Origin of the sequence: Streptomyces sp. NPDC007162, assembly GCF_040634175.1 — a bacterium.
GTDB lineage: Bacteria > Actinomycetota > Actinomycetes > Streptomycetales > Streptomycetaceae > Streptomyces.
The window spans coordinates 1-15,763 of record NZ_JBEYFC010000184.1; the positions used below are offsets into that span (position 1 = coordinate 1).

A 15,763-nucleotide genomic window follows, 5' to 3' on the forward strand; every position below is an offset into this window, starting at 1 on the left:
GGCCCGGGTGATCGCGCACGCCTTTCTCGGGCCCGTCACGCGGTTGAAGGCCAGGGCCGACCAGCTCGGCACGCTCTCCGTCGACGTGCCCAGCGCAAAGATGCAGCACCCTGCCCATCGAAGAGAGGATCTCCATGGCCGTGAGCGGCACCAGTTGGACCTACGCGCTCGTGACCCCGGACGGGCTGGTCACCCAGGCGCTGCCCCGCTTGCTGGATGCGTTCCGCTCGGCCGGGCTCGACCCGGTCGCCGCCGAGCTGATCCGCCTGGACACGGAGACAATGGTGCGTCTCTACGACGTTCCGACGGGCAGTCGCCCGGTCGCGCTGCCACCGCACCGCGCCTTCCAGTTGTGGTACGACCTCGGCCCGGCCTGTCTCGTGCTCCTGCGCTACGACGGAGCCGATGCGTGTGCGGCGATGGGCCGGCTGAAAGGGGCCACCGATCCGGCCGCGGCGCAGGCCGGTACCATCCGGCACGCCGGCGAGAACGGCCTGATGAATCTGGTGCACTGCCCGGACGATGAACCCTCCGCACGCGCCGAGTTGCACCAACTGCTGGGTCCCCGGCGCGCCGAGGCGCTCCTGGCGCAGGTCACCCTGCCCGACGACAGGGTCCGTCTGCTCACCGTCGGCACCGTCGAGGCGGCGGCGCCCTTGTTCGGCGGTCCGCTCGCCTTGTCACTGCCGTTGGCCGTGAACCGGCTCCGCCTGCGTGTCGTGCAGCACATGGCGATCTCCGGGATCACCCTGCCGAACCTGCTGCCCCTGCTGGAGAAGGCGCGGCTCGCCCTGCTGGAGGAGCGCGACGAACTCCTCGGCATCGAAACGAGCCCCGCTCGTACCGCCGCCACACGGGCGCGCAACGGCCGGATGCAGGAACTGCTTCGGGATGCCGTCCGTATCGCACGGGACCCGGCCATGGAGAACGCCGTGGACAGGCTCTCCGACGTGGTCACGGGGGCCTCCGAGCACTGGGCGTCCCTCCAAGGGGCGATCCGCGCCGCAGACGTCTATCTGTCGGACATGGAATCCGCCGTGCTGGAACAGAGTCACTACCTCTGAGCACGCCGACATAGCTGTCCGACGCATCTGTCCGAAGCGAGCGGTTCGTACGGTCACGGTCGGCCAAGAGCCGCTCGCCTCCGGGCATCCCAGGGACCTCGCGCTCCCGGGGCTGGAACAACGTGTAGATGTACGGCGTCACCTCGCCGAGTTCGACGTCCCGGCGTTCGCCGACGATCTCCTCGGTGAGTTCCATGAGGGGCCGCACCAGCGCGTCCGCGTCCTCGAATCCGTACGCCGACCAGATCCCGCGCAATGGTTCGCCGATGGCGTCGAGGCTTTCGAACGCGGACCGGATGCCGGAGGATCTGGGCGGGCGGATCCGCTGGCACCGCCAGGAGTTGAGTGTTCCGCACCGGACCGATATGGACTGCCGCATGACGGACGGGTTGAATGTTTCGCCGTCCGGGCAATGGGCGCTCTACAGCTTCGACGCCTATCACAGGAACATGACCCCCCTGATCCCTGCTCACCCCCCAGAGGTCCACGCCGTCCAGGCCGAGGACCGGCCGGAGGTCCAGGTTCGAGCCGACTTCAGCGGCCGTCCTTGTACCGGTCATCCGCCCTCGACTTTGATCTCAATCCGATCCAGGAGTTCCCGCCCAGACGGGCAGCGCGCGCCGCGTTCCAGCCCGGATCACCGCACCGTCCGGTAGTTCCGGGGCGTCCCGTCGTTGTCGGGACTGCTCTCCACCAGACCCGGCCGACTCGCCGGACCCAGCTCTGACACCCGCACGCGGATCACAACGCTTCGTGGCGCACCCCCGTCGTAGAAGAATGGAAGGGCTTCCACGTACGCGGTGACATGAAGGGGCACGTGATGAATGAGGTCTCGCGGTCGGGACGGCCGACGCTCGACGAGGTGGCCGCGCTCGCCGAGGTCTCCCGATCCGTCGCGTCCCGGGCGCTCAACAACGCTCCGCATGTCAGCCGCGCCAAACGCGAGGCGGTGGAGCGGGCCGTACGGGAACTCGGATACGTGCCGAACCCCCAGGCCCGGGCGCTGGCCACGCGCCAGGCGGGCGCAGCGGCTCTCGTCATCTCGCAGCACGATCCCTCAGTGCTCGCGGACCCCTTCTTCGGACAGGTCATCGCCGGAGTCTCCAGTGTCCTCGAAGAGGCCGACCTGCATCTCATGCTCTGCCTGGCCGCCTCCGACCGGGCCCGAAAGCGGGTCGGGGACCTGCTGCGGTCCCGAGGCGTGGACGGCGTGATGATGATGGCGCTGCACGCCGACGACCCCCTGGCACACCTGGCAGCGGAGACGGAGCTGCCGGTCGTCTTCGGCGGGCGCCCCGGAGGCGCCGACCCGCGCTGGTACGTGGACATAGACAACGTCGCCGGCGCACGGCGCGCTACCGAGCATCTGCTCGCCGGCGGACGCACCGACATCGCCACCATCTGCGGGCCTCTGGACACGGAGGTGGGCCGTGCGCGCTACCAGGGGTACCGGGAAGCGCTGCTGCTCGCCGGGAGGAGGCCGCACGCCCCCGAGGCCGGGGACTTCAACGAGCCCAGCGGGGCCGTGGCCATGGCCAGGCTGCTCGAGAAACATCCCACCGTGGACGGGGTGTTCGCAGCGAACGACAACATGGCGGCGGGGGCCCTGCGTGCACTGCGCGCAGGCGGCCGCTCGGTTCCGCACGACGTCGCCGTCGTGGGCTTCGACGATCTCCCTGTGGCGCAGATCGCACACCCGCCGCTGACCACCGTTCACCAGCCGATCCGTGCCCTGGGACGGGAGATGGCCCGCATGCTGGTCGGTGTCATCGAGGGCGCAGACCCCACTCCGCTGCTGCTGCCGTCTCATCTGGTGGTGCGTTCCAGCGCCTGACCGTGCGGAACACCCTCGCGGGATCCCGCACGGGCGGCGGCCATCCCGGAGGATGGCCGCCGGTCAGGTCACGGGTAGTACGGCGTGTACGTGATCGAGGAGACCTTCAGGTAGCGGGCGCCGTCCGCCGTTGCCCAGGTCGAGTTGTCCGGATTGCCCGGCCAGTTGCCTCCCACCGCCGTGTCGACGATGAAGTGCATGCCGGTGCCGGCCGGCGTGGTGTAGGGCTTCGAGCCCGTGATGGTGCCGTCCACCGCGAAGTCGACGTGGTCGGGCCACCACGTGAACGAATACGTGTGGAACGCGTTCGTCCACCCCGAGGAGTTGTTCTTCGAGTACTGGGTCTGCGCGTTGTTCTGGTCGTGAAGTGTCTGGTACACGGTGTGGTTGTTCTGGCCGACGATCTCGGCGGCGTCGAACTCGGGCAGCCACGGGTTCAGGTAGGCCGCCCACACCGCCGGGAGCAGCCCGCGTCCGTCGGGCATGTTCGCGGTGAAGCTGTAGGTGCCGTAGCCGTAGAGCGCCTTCGACTCGACGCGACCCGAGTAGTACGTCCCGTCGGCGGCCTTGTATGTCTTGATCATCAGGGTGCCGCCGTCGTACCAGACGCAGTTCGGCGTGTACGTCTCCAGCTCGTTGTTGGCGGTCCACCTCCCGTTGATGACATTCCACGAGTTGACGGTCTGGGGACTCCCCCAGGAACTGGCATGCGCCGGGTGAGCGGAGAAGGGCAGCAGCAGGCACGCCGTCACCAACGTGACCGCGCTGCGGACAGACGTGAAGAGACCAGCTGGCATGGTGAGCTCCGTTGCTCGGCCGTGGAGGCATATTGGAAGCGCTTCCAGCGAAGGTGCACTTCGCTCCGATGATGGTGAACATGACAGTGCCGTAACTTCCTGTCAATAGCTTCGACTTCAACTGTTGAACAGAGACGGGCCGATCGCTTCGATAGGTGCGCTCGATTGAACTGACGACAGTGTCGAGCCGGACGTTGCGGGTCACCGAGTTCAGTGCGTGAATGCAAAGGTGAGACGAGGCGACCGCACGTCTTCGTTCCTCATTCAGCCGTGCACATCACCCACTTCAGTCTTGACACGGGCTCTCGTGCACTCAATCATCACCAATCTGGAAGCGCTCCCAAACGTGCGCCGCATGGCGGAGAGCCGTGAGATTCGAGGCTCCGCCGGTGCAGTCGCCCGGCACACCCACACCTACGTACTGAAAGGGAGACTCGACCCCATGATCAATGGCAGAGCGCTCCGCCGACTGGCCCTTGGGGCCTGTGCGGCGGCTCTCGTGGTGACGGGCCTCACCCCCGGCGCCCAGGCCACCCCCGGACCAGCACCGAGCCGAACACTGGGCAGCGGCACACGCTTCTACGTCGATCCACGCAGCGAAGCCGCTCACCAGGCCCTCTCCGACCTGCGGGCCGGCCATCCGGCCGACGCGCGCAACATGGCCGAACTCGCCAGCTGGCCCGAGGCGGTCTGGCTGACCGACGGGACCCCCCGGCAAGTCGGCGATCGCGTCCGAGGCATAGTCCGGGCCGCGAAGGCGACCCGCTCCGTCCCGCTACTGGTCCTGTACGACGTTCCTGGTCGCGACTGCGGCTCCTATTCGGCCGGCGGCGCGGCCGACTCGGCCGCCTACGACGCCTGGGTGAAGGCTGTCGCCAGAGCCATCGGCACCTACAAGGCGGTCGTCATCGTCGAACCGGACTCACTCGCGCTGCTCCCCAAGGACTGCGGCCCGGGCACCGACCCGACAGGTTCGCTCACCACCGCCCGTATCGCCGAGGTCAGATCGGCCGTCGGCACCCTGGAAGCCGACCCGGCGACCTCCGTCTACCTTGACGCCGGCAACAGCAAATGGCAGTCCGTCGGTGAGATCACCGGCCGACTGATCGACGCGGGCCTGCGACAGGCGCAGGGATTCGCCCTCAACATCTCGAACTACCAGCCGACCGACCAGCTCAACCGCTATGGCACATGGGTGTCCAAATGCGTCTGGTACGCCACCGAATCCCTTGACCCCGCCGGGCGGGCCGACCAGTGTGCCAGCCAGTACTACTCCTCGGCTGCCCCCAACGACGGGCTCCCGGGCGACGCGGTCGAGTTCGACGACCCTTCGACCTGGCACTGGACCGACGCCTGGTACGACAGCAACGTCGGCACACCTCGTAGCGACCGGCTCACCCACTACGTCCTGGACACCAGCCGGAACGGACGGGGTGCATGGACCGCCCCGCCGGGCAAGTACACCGACGACGAACCCTGGTGCAACGCCCCGGGCCGCGGAGTCGGCAACCGCCCCACGACGCAGACCGGCGTCCCCTTGGCCGACGCGTACCTGTACGTGAAGACCATCGGCCAGTCCGACGGCACCTGCCACCGCGGTACGGCCGGGCCGGGAGACCCCGAGTACGGCGGCGTCGAGGATCCGCCCGCCGGTGCCTGGTGGCCGGACTTCGCCCACACCCTCGCCAACAACGCCAACCCTCCGCTGACCTTCAACCACGCGCACTGATCACACCCCTGGGCATCCACAAGGAGGCCCTGCGCGGCTGGGTCCGCCAAGGCGCGGCGGACACCGGTGAACGCGACGACCGGCTGACCACCATCGAGCAGGAAGAACTGAGGCAACTTCGCCGTGCAGACACGGAGTTGAGGCGGGCGAACGAGATTCTGAAGGTCGCGAGCGCGTTTTTTGCGGCGGAACGCGACCGTCCCCGGACGAGGCCGACCAGGTGATCGGGCACCTCGGGGACAAGGGCCTCGGAATCGGGTTCGCCTGCCGGGTGCTGGGACTGTCCGAGTCGGCGTCTCCGCGCGCGAGAGGCGACCGAAGTCGGGCCGCCGGCTGCGCGACGAGCAGCTCGTGCCGCTGATCGATCAGGTCCATGCCGAGTCCGGCGGCACCTACGGCGTCCGCCGGATCACCCGCGCGCCCAAGCGCAAGGGTGGGCAGGCGGCCCGGAGCCGTCGGCGCCCCGACCGCCGGACCTGGTCGACCGCGACTTCACCGCGTCCCGGCCGGACCAGCTGTGGGTGACGGACATGACATATGTGCGCACCTGGACTCGAACCCGTCTTCTGCGAGGCGCCGGCCAGCCGGGCGACATCCACACGGGGCGGTGCAGCGGAACTCCCGCCCCGCCCTGCGCCTCGCCTCATGGTGACTGCGGGTGCTCGTCACCGCTGGTGACCCTTGCAGCAGCGCCGACCAGCACCGGCAGGTCGTACTGCGGCCGCGACACAGTGAGGCCGTACCGCGGCCTCGTACAGCCCACCTCCTGCGAGTCCTGACTGCCGGTCAGCCGAACAGGCGCCGCTGGATTTCCCGCCGGTAGTCCTCCAGGGTGCGGTCGAGGTGTACGGCGGTGGCCTCGGCGGCCTCGTCGGGTCGGCCGTCTCGAATGGCGCGGTAGATCGCCTCGTGCTCCTCGACCGCGGCCGCGGTGCCGTCACCGAAGGAGTCGTGGATGCCGATCGCACTGGACTGGCGTTGCAGCCGACGGGCGTCACGCACCGCGCTGCCGAGGAAGGTGTTGTGCGAGGCGGCGGCCACCGCCGCGTGGAAGTCGTCGTCGGCCTGGTTGAAGACCTCGACCTCGCCATGGGTGTACCCGTGCCGGCACTGCTGCATGGCGACCTCGATCGTGCGCAGTTCTGCGGGCGTGGCACGGGTGGCCGCGAGCCGGACGGCGGCCATCTCCTGGACCCTGCGGAACTCGAACAGCATGAGCACGTGATCGAGGTCCACAGGCCGGAAGAAGCCGCCCCAGCGGCTGGTGATCAGCATGCCCTCGTCGTCCGCGACGAACAGCCCGCGCCCCTTGTGCGCCCGGACCCGGCCGAGCGCCGAGAGGATCTTCACGGCTTCCCGGACCACCGCCCGGCTGGTGCCCAACTGCTGGGCCAGGTCGTTCTCCGTGGGCATCCGGTCTCCGGGGACCAGGCGCGACTCGGCGATGAACTCGAGGATCCGCTCCGCCACGACCTCGTATCCGGGGCGGTAGTTCCGTCGCTCGTCCGATCCGTTCAGCACTGCCGCCACGGCGGGCGTGTCCTTCATGTGTCCTGCCTCCGGGTGACTGCGACGACGGCGACCGATCGGCCTTGGAGCCGAGCTCATCGTACCCCAGGCACATATAAGTAGTACTCATCTTCTCACACACCTGGTCGCATATCGATACAAGAATCGACCACTACGTGCATATTTGCGTATTCTCAGGATCTGAAGGAACTGATCTCGCGCGCACTCCGCCTCCCGAAAAGCCGTACATACCCCTTGACTCGCCCTCTGATATGGCGGCTAATTTCTTCCGCGGCGGTACCGACAGAGCCGTCAGCAGCCTCACGCACACCCAGTGGAGTCGCTCATGTCCGTCTACAAGCCATCGGCCAACCAGGAGACAGGGACCAACGGGAGGCGTACCGCGCTGCTGGCCGGATGTGCCGCCACCGTGCTGCTCACCGTGGCCGCCTGCGGCGGCGGTGGCGGCACCGGCGGTACGACCGACAAGGACGGGTTCGCCCAGGCCGCGCAGAACGGCGGGGCGTTGACCGTGTGGGTGGACGCGACCCGCATGGACGCCGCGAAGCAGTACCAGGCGCTGCACCCGGGCGTGAAGATGGACATCGTCAGCTACGACGGCGACGCCAACGGGTCCAACTACCTCCAGACGAAGGTCCAGCTCTTCAACCGCACGGGCAAGGGCTGGCCGGACGTAGTCTTCAGCTCCCAGAACAACGAGGCGAGCTGGGCCGTCGACGCGGGCTTCGCGGCGCCGCTGAACAAGGGTCTGATCCCGGACGCGACGCTCGGCGGGTTCGCCAAGGGCGCCAACGACGTCTGCACGGTCGACGGGACCCTCTACTGCCTGCGCAACGACCTCTCCCAGGCGGTGCTGTGGTACGACGCGCCGCTGCTGAAGAAGTTCGGCTACTCGGTGCCGACGACCTGGGAGGAGTACCAGGCGCTCGGCGAGAAGGTCGCCAAGGAGCACCCCGGCTACCTCGTGGGCGACGCGGGAGACTCCTTCACCCCCGAGATCTACCTGTGGGCGAGCAAGTGCGGCGCCAACCACATCACCGGCCCCAAGTCCGTGTCGGTCAACACCACCAGCGAGGCCTGCACCAAGATGGCCAAGCTGCTGGACGTACTGATCAAGAACAAGTCCATGTCCATCAGCGGCGTCTTCAGCACCGACTTCGCCAAGAACGAGGCCGACAAGGTCCTGCTCATGCCCGGCCCGGCGTGGTACGGCGGCGCGGTCTTCAAGGACGGCCTCAAGACCCCGGCCAAGCAGATAGCGGTGGCCCCCATCCCGCAGTGGCAGGGCGACACCTCGCCGTCCACCGGCAACGTCGGCGGCGGCACCTGGCTGCTGTCCAAGCACTCCAGCCACATCAAGGCGGCCACCGACTTCCTGAAGTGGGTCACCACCGACAACGCCTACCAGGGCGAGAAGGCCCCCGGCTTCCCGGCGTACGCGCCCGCCGCCGAGAACTGGCTCAAGGCGCAGGCCGCCTCCGGGTACTTCAACGGCGACCTCACCGCTCTCAAGGACGCCTCCTCGCAGGTGTGGTCCGACTGGGGCTCGGGCCAGTTCAGCCAGGAGGCGGTCTGGGCCGCCACCGTCAAGCCCGCTCTGACGCAGGGCAAGACCATCGAATCGATGCTGCCCGCCTGGCAGGACTCGATCGTCAAGTACGCCCAGGCCGACGGATACAAGGTCGCCAAGTGACCGTCGCCCACTCCTCGGCCGGCTCTGTCCGGGGGCGCCCTCGCGGCACCTCCCGGCAGAGCCGGGCCGGCGTGGCATTCGTCGCCGGCTACCTACTGCTGCTGATCGCCTTCGGCGTCCTTCCGACCTGTTACGCGATCTACTTCGCGTTCACCGACGCCGGAGGCGCCTTCACCGGCCTCTCCAACTTCGTCACCACGGCACAGGACTTCCGCTTCGTCGACTCCCTGGGCCACGTGGCCCTGTACCTGGTCTTCTGGCTCCTGTCCCTCGTGGTGTTCGTGGTGGTCCTGGCGCTCCTCCTGCACAAGCTGTCCTCCGGGCCGCTCAGTCAGGCACTGCGCTTCCTCTACTACATCCCCGGCGCCCTCGCCGGCGCGGCGAGCGTGCTGGTGTGGCTGTTCATGCTCGACCCGACGGTCAGCCCGGTCAGCTCCCTGCTGGGGGCGCTGGGCTTCCACACCTTCGGCGAGGTCATCGCCCCGGGAAACCTGGCGCTGCTGTTCACGATCATCGCGTTCTGGACCGGCGCGGGCGGCTGGATCGTCGTCATGTACGGCGCCCTCAACAACATCCCCAAGGACGTGATGGAAGCCGCGCGCATCGACGGCGCGAACGGCTGGCAGACCGCCTGGCGGGTGCAGATCCCCATGCTCCGCAAGTGGATCGTCTACATGGTGATCCTGGCCTTCGCGGGCGGCGCGCAGCTCTTCGTCGAGCCGCAGCTGCTCTCCCTCGCCAGCACCGGCGTGGCCGGGCGCGACTACTCGCTCAACCAGCTGACGTACGACTTTGCCTTCCAGATGAACAACATCAACGGCGCTGCCGCGGTCTCGGTGGAGCTCCTGGTCGTCAGCGTGTCGGTCGCCGGTGTCTTCGTCGCACGATCGGGGTTCTTCGATGCCGACTGACACGCGGTCCACCCGTCCGGCCGCCGCTTCTCACACCAAAGGCGATGTCAGAAGCCGGCACGGGGAACCACGGCCGCGCCGCCGTCCGCCGCGGCACGTGACGTCACGGCTGCTGGCGGGCTCGGTGCTCACCGTGTTCGTGGTGTTCTTCGTCCTGCCCGTGCTGTGGCTGCTGCTCGCGGCGACCAAGACCGACCAGCAGCTGGTCCACGACAACCCGCTGTCCTTCGGGTCCTGGCACGCGCTGTCGGCCAACTGGCACGCGCTCACCGCCTTCCAGGACGACGCCATCCTGGTCTGGCTGCGCAACTCCGCCGTCTACGCCGCGATCTCGCTGGTCATCACGCTCTGCCTGGCGGTACCGGCCGGGTACGCGCTGGCGATGACCGAGTTCCGCGGCCGGCGCGCGCTGCTGATCGCGACCCTGGTCGTGATGCTGATGCCGAACGCCACGCTGGTGGTGCCGCTGTTCCTGGAGATCAACGCGGTGCACCTGATCGGCACCATGTGGTCGATCATCCTGCCGTACTCGTTCTACCCGTTCGGGGTGTACCTGACGTACATCTACTTCACCACCGCCGTGCCCAGGGACCTGCTGGCCGCCGCACGGATGGACGGCTGCTCCGAGTTCGGCGTCTTCCGTCATGTGGCCCTGCCGCTGGCGACCCCCGTCATCGCGCTGGTCGGGTTCTTCAGCTTCGTCGCCAACTGGACGAACTACTTCCTGCCGTATGTGATGCTCCCCGAGAGCGACCAGATGCCCGTCCAGGTGGGCGTCGGCAGCCTGCTCAGCAATGTGCCGTCGTTCAACCCGACCGTCGGCGACCTCGCGATCCAACGCCCGCAACTGGCACTGGCGACGCTGGTGGCCATCACACCGGTGCTGGTCGTGTTCCTCTTCGCCCAGCGCTTCCTGGTCAGCGGAATGCTCGCCGGCGCCACCAAGGAGTGACCGCTCTCATGCCCTTCAGCCCCCACCCCCACGCCTCCGGCGACGACAGACCCACCGCCGCCGAGTTCCCCGAGATCCAAGCCGCGGTGCCATTGCTCGAACCCCCCGGCTGGGCCGTGGCCCAGCGCGCGCTCTTCGACCTGCTCGACCACGCCTGGCGCCGCTTCGAAGACGCCTTCACCGGCCCCGACGGCCGGCTGAACTACCACAGCCCACTCACCAGCCGCGACGGTGTGGACGACTTCTACGAGGTCTTCTTCAACTGGCCCCAGCTCTACCTCCTCGGCGGCGCCGACGACCTGCTGCCCGCCAGCGAGCGGCACTGGGAGGGCGTGACCAGGCAGCTGACCGAACTGGACATGCTGCGCGACGAGTTCGAGCGCGGCTACGACTGGTTCCACCAGGGCGAGAGCCTGCTCCTGCTCTACTTCCTGTGCATGGCCGCACCCGACCGCTGGGCCGAACGCGCGCTGCGCTTCGCCGAGTTGTACGTCGACCCCGCCAAGGGCAACTACGACCCCGAGCACCGCGTCATCACCCGCCCGCACAACGGCAGCGACCCCGGGCGCACCGGCCTGTTCGACGGCGACGTGTATCCCTGGCTGCTGAAGGAGGCGGAGACCTACGGTTTCCCCCTCGACTGGCTGCCCGAAGCCGCCGACGGCTCCTTCCCGCTGTCGGCGGACCCGCGGCTGGGCGACCAGATGCGGGACCGGATGGGCGTCGGCGACACCGCGGTCAACCTCGCCGCGGCCGGCCTCGTCCTCAACGCCTGGATCCTGTCGGGCGAGGAGCGCTACCGGGACTGGATCGTCGAGTACGTGGGCGCCTGGCGCGAGCGCACCCGGGAACAGGGCGGCCTGATCCCGGACAACGTCGGCCCGGACGGGGTCGTCGGCAGCTTGCTGGAGGGGCGCTGGTACGGCGGCCACTACGGCTGGTCCTGGCCGCACGGCTGGCACAGCGTGGGTCACGCGGCCTGCGTGGCGGCACTGGCGGCGGCGACGGCCACCGGGGACGACGACTACCTGTCCATGGTCGCGACGTCACTCGACGCCCTCATCGAGCGCGGCAAGGTCATGCCCCACACGGAGGCCGACTCCAGCCTGCCCTCCAAGTGGGCGGTGGAACTCGGTCCGGACCGTCACACGCCCACGGTGCACCTTCCGTTCCGCCACAACGACTCCGGCTGGTTCGACTACAACCCGGCAACACCCCCGGTGCCGGTGGCCCTCTGGCACCACACCTCCTCTCAGGCCGACCGCGCCCGGCTGGAACGGCTGCGCGAGGCCGACGGCATCGACTGGCGCACCGTGCGGCCGTTCCGGGCCAAGGAGGAGTCCGGTCACGAGAAGGCGTGGTTCGCCTTCCTCGCCGGCGACGACCCCGGCTACCCGGAACGGATCCTCGCGACCGCCCAGGCCCAGGTCCGCCACCGGTTGCGGCGCATCGACCGTTACCGCGACCTGGACGTGCCCGAAGCCGACATCCACGTCTGGCAACAGTGCAACCCCGTCGCCACCGAGGCCCTGGTGCAGCTGACCTGGGGTGGCCCTCAGGTGATGTACCAGGGCGGTCTGCAGCAGGCACGGCTGCGCTACCACGACGCCGACGCCCGCCGGGCGGGCCTGCCCGCGGACGTCGCCGCCCTGGTCACCTCCATCGACCCCGAGGCGACCACCGTCGAACTGGTCAACCTCTCCCCCGGCACCGACCGGACGGTCGTCGTCCAGGCGGGCGCGTTCGCCGAGCACACCATCACCGGCGTCCGGTACACGACCTGCGCGGACGACGGCTGGATCGGGGACATGTACGACTACGGCCACACCGAGCCGGTGGTCTCCGAAGAACAACTCCCTTGCGATGGACCTTTCCTGACGGTCCGTCTGCCTGCTTCGACGCGCATCCGGCTCACGCTGCGGCTGGCGCTGCGCACCCGTACTCCCAGCTACCGCACGCCGTTCGACACGGTGGCCGACGGTCCCAACTCCACCGACACGACAGGGGAATCGGCATGAAGCGCATCGCCCAGACCATCAGGCTCCGCCCCGAGCACCGCGAGGAGTACCTCAGGCTCCACTCCGCCGTGTGGCCCGGTGTCGAAGCCGCCCTGCACCGGGCGAACATCCGCAACTACAGCATCTTCCTCCACGGTGACGTGCTGTTCGCCTACCTGGAGTACCACGGCGAGGACTTCGAGGCGGACATGGCGTCCATCGAGGCCGACCCCGAGACCCAGCGCTGGTGGAAGCTCACCGACCCGTGCCAGGAGCCCTGGCCCGACCGGGGCGAGGGCCGCCAGTGGAGCGAACTCCCCGAGATCTGGCACCTCGACCCGCCCGGCGACGACGCCACCGCCTGACCCGGCCCACGCCCGCCCGACCCGACTTGGATCAGCCCGTGAACACACCCGTGCTCGTCGACGCCCACCACCACCTGTGGGACCTCTCCCGCCGTCCGCAACCCTGGCTCGACGACCCCGACGTGGCGTCGATCCGCCGCACCTTCACCCCCGAGGACCTGCGCACCACCGCCACTCACCCCATCGCGGGCCGACAGCTGCACAGCACGGTGGTCGTCCAGTGCGTCGCGGAGGTCGCCGAGACCGAGGACCTGCTGGCACTCGCCGAACAGGAGCCGCTGATCCGGGCCGTGGTCGGCTGGGCCGACCTGACCTCCCCGGCCATCGGAGACGTGCTCGACCAACTGATCGCCGGTCCGGGCGGCCGGTACCTGCGCTCCCTGCGGCACCTCGTCCAGGGCGAGACGGACCCCAACTGGCTGCAACGCCCCGACGTGGAACGCGGATTGGGGGCGGCCCGGGACCGCGGACTGCGCTACGACGTGCTGGTGCGCGACCACCAGCTCGATCAGGCGATCCGGCTCGCGGAACGCTTCCCCGACCTGCCCCAAGTGCTCGACCACGCGGGCAAGCCGGACATCGCCCGACAGGACATCGCCGACTGGGAACGCCGGATACGGCAACTGGCCGCGCACCCGCAGGTGGTGTGCAAGGTCTCGGGGCTGATCACCGAGGCCGACCACACCCACTGGACCACCGCTGACATCCGCCCCGTCTGGGACGTGCTGCTCTCCGCCTTCGGCCCCGACCGGCTGATGTTCGGCTCCGACTGGCCCGTCGCCAACCTGGCGGGCGGCTGGAACCGGTGGGCCGCCACCGTGGACGAACTGCTCACCGGCTGGAGCGAGGGCGATGTCCACGCCCTCCTGGCCGGCACCGCCGGCGCGTTCTACGGCCTTGCCCCCGTCGCCGGAGAAGGGCACACCTCCGCCCCGCCGACCTGACCCGATCCCTCCCGCGGCGAGAGCCACCACCGCAGACCACACCCACGGCACGAACGCGTACGAACCCGCGCCGGGCTCACCGCGGCGATGGACTTCAGACTGTCCGTCAGGGACGCCCGCGCCTCGTCGCCGGAGCGTTCCGTGCCGATGAGGGGGATGGCCGCGTCCAGGGCGGTCTCGGCGAGGGTACGCAGCAGCATCAGCTGCGCGCCGGGCCCCGCGGACACCGCTTCCCTGGCCGGGTGCGCGGTGCCGGTGAACTGCGCGACAAGTGTGTCGGAAGCCGACGGCCATGGTCAGCCCGAGGTCGGCGTGGAGACCGGTCGTGGCGGTGAGGGGCCCGGGGTGGGGCGGCAGCATGCCGTGCGGGGTCGACAACGCGAAACAGGATCGTGCGATAAGTAGTACTCATTTACTGAGGTTGACTCGCCAGGCTTGGCGCATCGCACACCGGTCAGTGACCTTTGATTGAGGGTCAGTAATCGCTCTAGCTGCGACGATCGAGCTCCGCGTGGCGAGGCCCTGGCGATTCCTTGTGTCGACAGTGTTGCGGCCGAGAAAAATAAGTATGCCTATCACCTTGACGCGGTTGCCCTCTTACATCGATAAATGCCACTTATAAGTAGCGGGGTTCGGAGGAGGAACACCACAGATGAGACCCCTACGCATCGGAGCGGGAGCAGTGAAGGCGCTCGCAGCGGCGGCCGTCGTCTTCGCAGCCGTACTGCCTGCCCAACCTGCCTACGCGGCGACGACGAACTTCTACGTCGACCCGGTCAACGGCAGCGACAGCAACTCGGGAACCAGCACTGCCGCAGCCTTCAGGACCGTACAGGCCGCCCAGGCCGCGGTCCGGGCCGTCAACGCGAACATGTCCGACGACATCGTCGTGAACCTGCGCGGCGGCACCTACTCCCTCACGGCCCCCGTCACCTTCGGCACCAGCGACTCGGGCACGAACGGCCACACGGTCGTCTACCAGGCCTACAACGGGGAGACGCCCGTCATCACCGGCGGCAAGGCGATCACCGGGTGGACCGCGTCGACCAACGGCGAGTACAAGGCGTCCGTGGGCAGCCTCAACTTCCGCCAGCTGTACGTCAACGGGGTCCGCGCCACCCGGGCCCGCTTCCCCGACGTCGGCACGGACTTCCAGCTCCAGGGCAGCGACAAGCCCAACAAGCTGCTGAAGGTGCTCAGCTCTCAGGTCTCCAACTGGGACCACCTCAGCCAGGTCGAGATGATGCTGGAAACGCAGTGGGGCGAGAGCTACCTGCGGCTGAAGTCGTTCAGCTCCGCCAACGGCACCGCCGACGTGTCGATCCAGGACCACGAGGCGGGCATCCTCTTCCCGCGTCCCTGGCCCCAGCTCTCCGACGGCTCTCCCCTGCACTTCGAGAACGCCCACGAGTTCCTCAACGAACCGGGCGAGTTCTACGTCGACACGGCCGCGCAGACCGTCTACTACAAGCCCCGCCCCGGCGAGGACATGTCCACGGCCTCCGTGCAGGCGCCCACGATCAAGACGCTCTTCGACATCAAGGGCACCAGCCTCGACAGTCCCGTCCATGACCTGCGCTTCTCGGGGATCACCTTCACCGGGACCACCTGGATGGAAGCGACCGACAACGGCTACCTCAACGGCCAGGGCGGCAACTACAACATCTCCGCCGACTCCTCCAACCACCAGTACGTGGGCCGCCCGCCGGCCGGGGTCCAGGCAGCGGACGCCGACCGTGTCTCCTTCACCGGGAACACCTTCACGCAGATGGGGGCCACGGCCCTCGACCTGTCCCACGGTGTGCACGACAGCACCGTGACGGGCAACCTCGTCCACGACATCGCCGGCAACGGGATCATGGTCGGCAAGTTCTCAGACCCGACCGTGGAGATGCACACCGTCTACAACCCGCCCACCTCACCGGCAGGTGAGGACGCCCGGGAGGT

11 protein-coding genes and 2 pseudogenes are annotated in these 15,763 nt (G+C 68.6%); 11 read left to right on the forward strand and 2 right to left on the reverse strand.

Annotated features, from left to right (window positions below; translation table 11 throughout):
- Positions 1–140 precede the first annotated feature (140 nt).
- Both ABZ646_RS22195 and ABZ646_RS22200 read left to right on the forward strand, forming a co-directional pair.
- Entirely contained in the window at positions 141–1,064 is a 924-nt protein-coding gene (locus ABZ646_RS22195) for a nucleoside-diphosphate kinase (RefSeq protein ID WP_360521455.1), read from the forward strand.
- A gap of 820 nt (positions 1,065–1,884) precedes the next feature.
- Positions 1,885–2,898, forward strand: coding sequence for a LacI family DNA-binding transcriptional regulator (locus ABZ646_RS22200; RefSeq protein ID WP_360521458.1), 1,014 nt, complete (start codon positions 1,885–1,887; stop codon positions 2,896–2,898).
- A gap of 68 nt (positions 2,899–2,966) precedes the next feature.
- Here the strand turns inward: ABZ646_RS22200 and ABZ646_RS22205 are convergent, their stop codons facing one another.
- Positions 2,967–3,695 carry a glycoside hydrolase family 16 protein gene (locus ABZ646_RS22205; protein WP_360521461.1) on the reverse strand — a complete coding sequence of 243 codons (729 nt, stop codon included), beginning with the start codon at positions 3,693–3,695 and terminating at the stop codon, positions 2,967–2,969.
- Positions 3,696–4,137: 442 nt separating this feature from the next.
- On the opposite strand from ABZ646_RS22205, the gene ABZ646_RS22210 reads away from it, so the two are divergent.
- Positions 4,138–5,424, forward strand: a complete 1,287-nt coding sequence (locus tag ABZ646_RS22210; RefSeq protein WP_360521464.1) for a glycoside hydrolase family 6 protein — start codon at positions 4,138–4,140, stop codon at positions 5,422–5,424.
- Positions 5,425–5,604: 180 nt separating this feature from the next.
- Positions 5,605–5,862: pseudogene (locus ABZ646_RS22215) on the forward strand (hypothetical protein); the annotation flags it as partial.
- Between the two features lie 348 nt (positions 5,863–6,210).
- Here the strand turns inward: ABZ646_RS22215 and ABZ646_RS22220 are convergent.
- Positions 6,211–6,972, reverse strand: coding sequence for a FadR/GntR family transcriptional regulator (locus ABZ646_RS22220; protein WP_360521467.1), 762 nt, complete (start codon positions 6,970–6,972; stop codon positions 6,211–6,213).
- A 307-nt stretch (positions 6,973–7,279) separates the two neighbouring features.
- Between ABZ646_RS22220 and ABZ646_RS22225 the strand changes: the two genes are divergently transcribed.
- The 7 genes and pseudogenes from ABZ646_RS22225 to ABZ646_RS22255 form a co-directional block, all read left to right on the forward strand.
- The gene (locus ABZ646_RS22225) at positions 7,280–8,647 is read left to right on the forward strand and encodes an extracellular solute-binding protein (RefSeq protein ID WP_360521470.1); all 1,368 of its coding nucleotides are present in this window, start codon (positions 7,280–7,282) and stop codon (positions 8,645–8,647) included.
- Complete coding sequence (locus ABZ646_RS22230) at positions 8,644–9,558, forward strand: sugar ABC transporter permease (RefSeq protein WP_360521472.1); 915 nt, start codon at positions 8,644–8,646, stop codon at positions 9,556–9,558. The genes ABZ646_RS22225 and ABZ646_RS22230 overlap by 4 nt, the downstream gene beginning before the upstream one ends.
- A 97-nt stretch (positions 9,559–9,655) precedes the next feature.
- The gene (locus ABZ646_RS22235) at positions 9,656–10,510 is read left to right on the forward strand and encodes a carbohydrate ABC transporter permease (protein WP_360521475.1); all 855 of its coding nucleotides are present in this window, start codon (positions 9,656–9,658) and stop codon (positions 10,508–10,510) included.
- An 8-nt stretch (positions 10,511–10,518) separates the two neighbouring features.
- On the forward strand, positions 10,519–12,528 hold the full coding sequence (locus tag ABZ646_RS22240) for a hypothetical protein (RefSeq protein WP_360521479.1): 2,010 nt from the start codon (positions 10,519–10,521) through the stop codon (positions 12,526–12,528).
- On the forward strand, positions 12,525–12,872 hold the full coding sequence (locus ABZ646_RS22245) for an L-rhamnose mutarotase (RefSeq protein ID WP_360521482.1): 348 nt from the start codon (positions 12,525–12,527) through the stop codon (positions 12,870–12,872). The genes ABZ646_RS22240 and ABZ646_RS22245 overlap by 4 nt, the downstream gene beginning before the upstream one ends.
- A 38-nt stretch (positions 12,873–12,910) precedes the next feature.
- A complete protein-coding gene (locus ABZ646_RS22250; protein ID WP_360521485.1) occupies positions 12,911–13,816 on the forward strand; it encodes an amidohydrolase family protein in 906 nt (301 codons plus the stop codon).
- Positions 13,817–14,468: 652 nt separating this feature from the next.
- A pseudogene (locus ABZ646_RS22255) lies at positions 14,469–15,763 on the forward strand (hypothetical protein); the annotation flags it as partial.

Bases quoted from the DNA above. Each gene is read 5' to 3' on its own strand.
- ABZ646_RS22205 (WP_360521461.1), bottom strand. From the start codon at position 3,695: ATGCCAGCTGGTCTCTTCACGTCTGTCCGCAGCGCGGTCACGTTGGTG.
- ABZ646_RS22200 (WP_360521458.1), top strand. From the start codon at position 1,885: ATGAATGAGGTCTCGCGGTCGGGACGGCCGACGCTCGACGAGGTGGCC.
- ABZ646_RS22210 (WP_360521464.1), top strand. From the start codon at position 4,138: ATGATCAATGGCAGAGCGCTCCGCCGACTGGCCCTTGGGGCCTGTGCG.
- ABZ646_RS22220 (WP_360521467.1), bottom strand. From the start codon at position 6,972: ATGAAGGACACGCCCGCCGTGGCGGCAGTGCTGAACGGATCGGACGAG.
- ABZ646_RS22225 (WP_360521470.1), top strand. From the start codon at position 7,280: ATGTCCGTCTACAAGCCATCGGCCAACCAGGAGACAGGGACCAACGGG.
- ABZ646_RS22245 (WP_360521482.1), top strand. From the start codon at position 12,525: ATGAAGCGCATCGCCCAGACCATCAGGCTCCGCCCCGAGCACCGCGAG.
- ABZ646_RS22240 (WP_360521479.1), top strand. From the start codon at position 10,519: ATGCCCTTCAGCCCCCACCCCCACGCCTCCGGCGACGACAGACCCACC.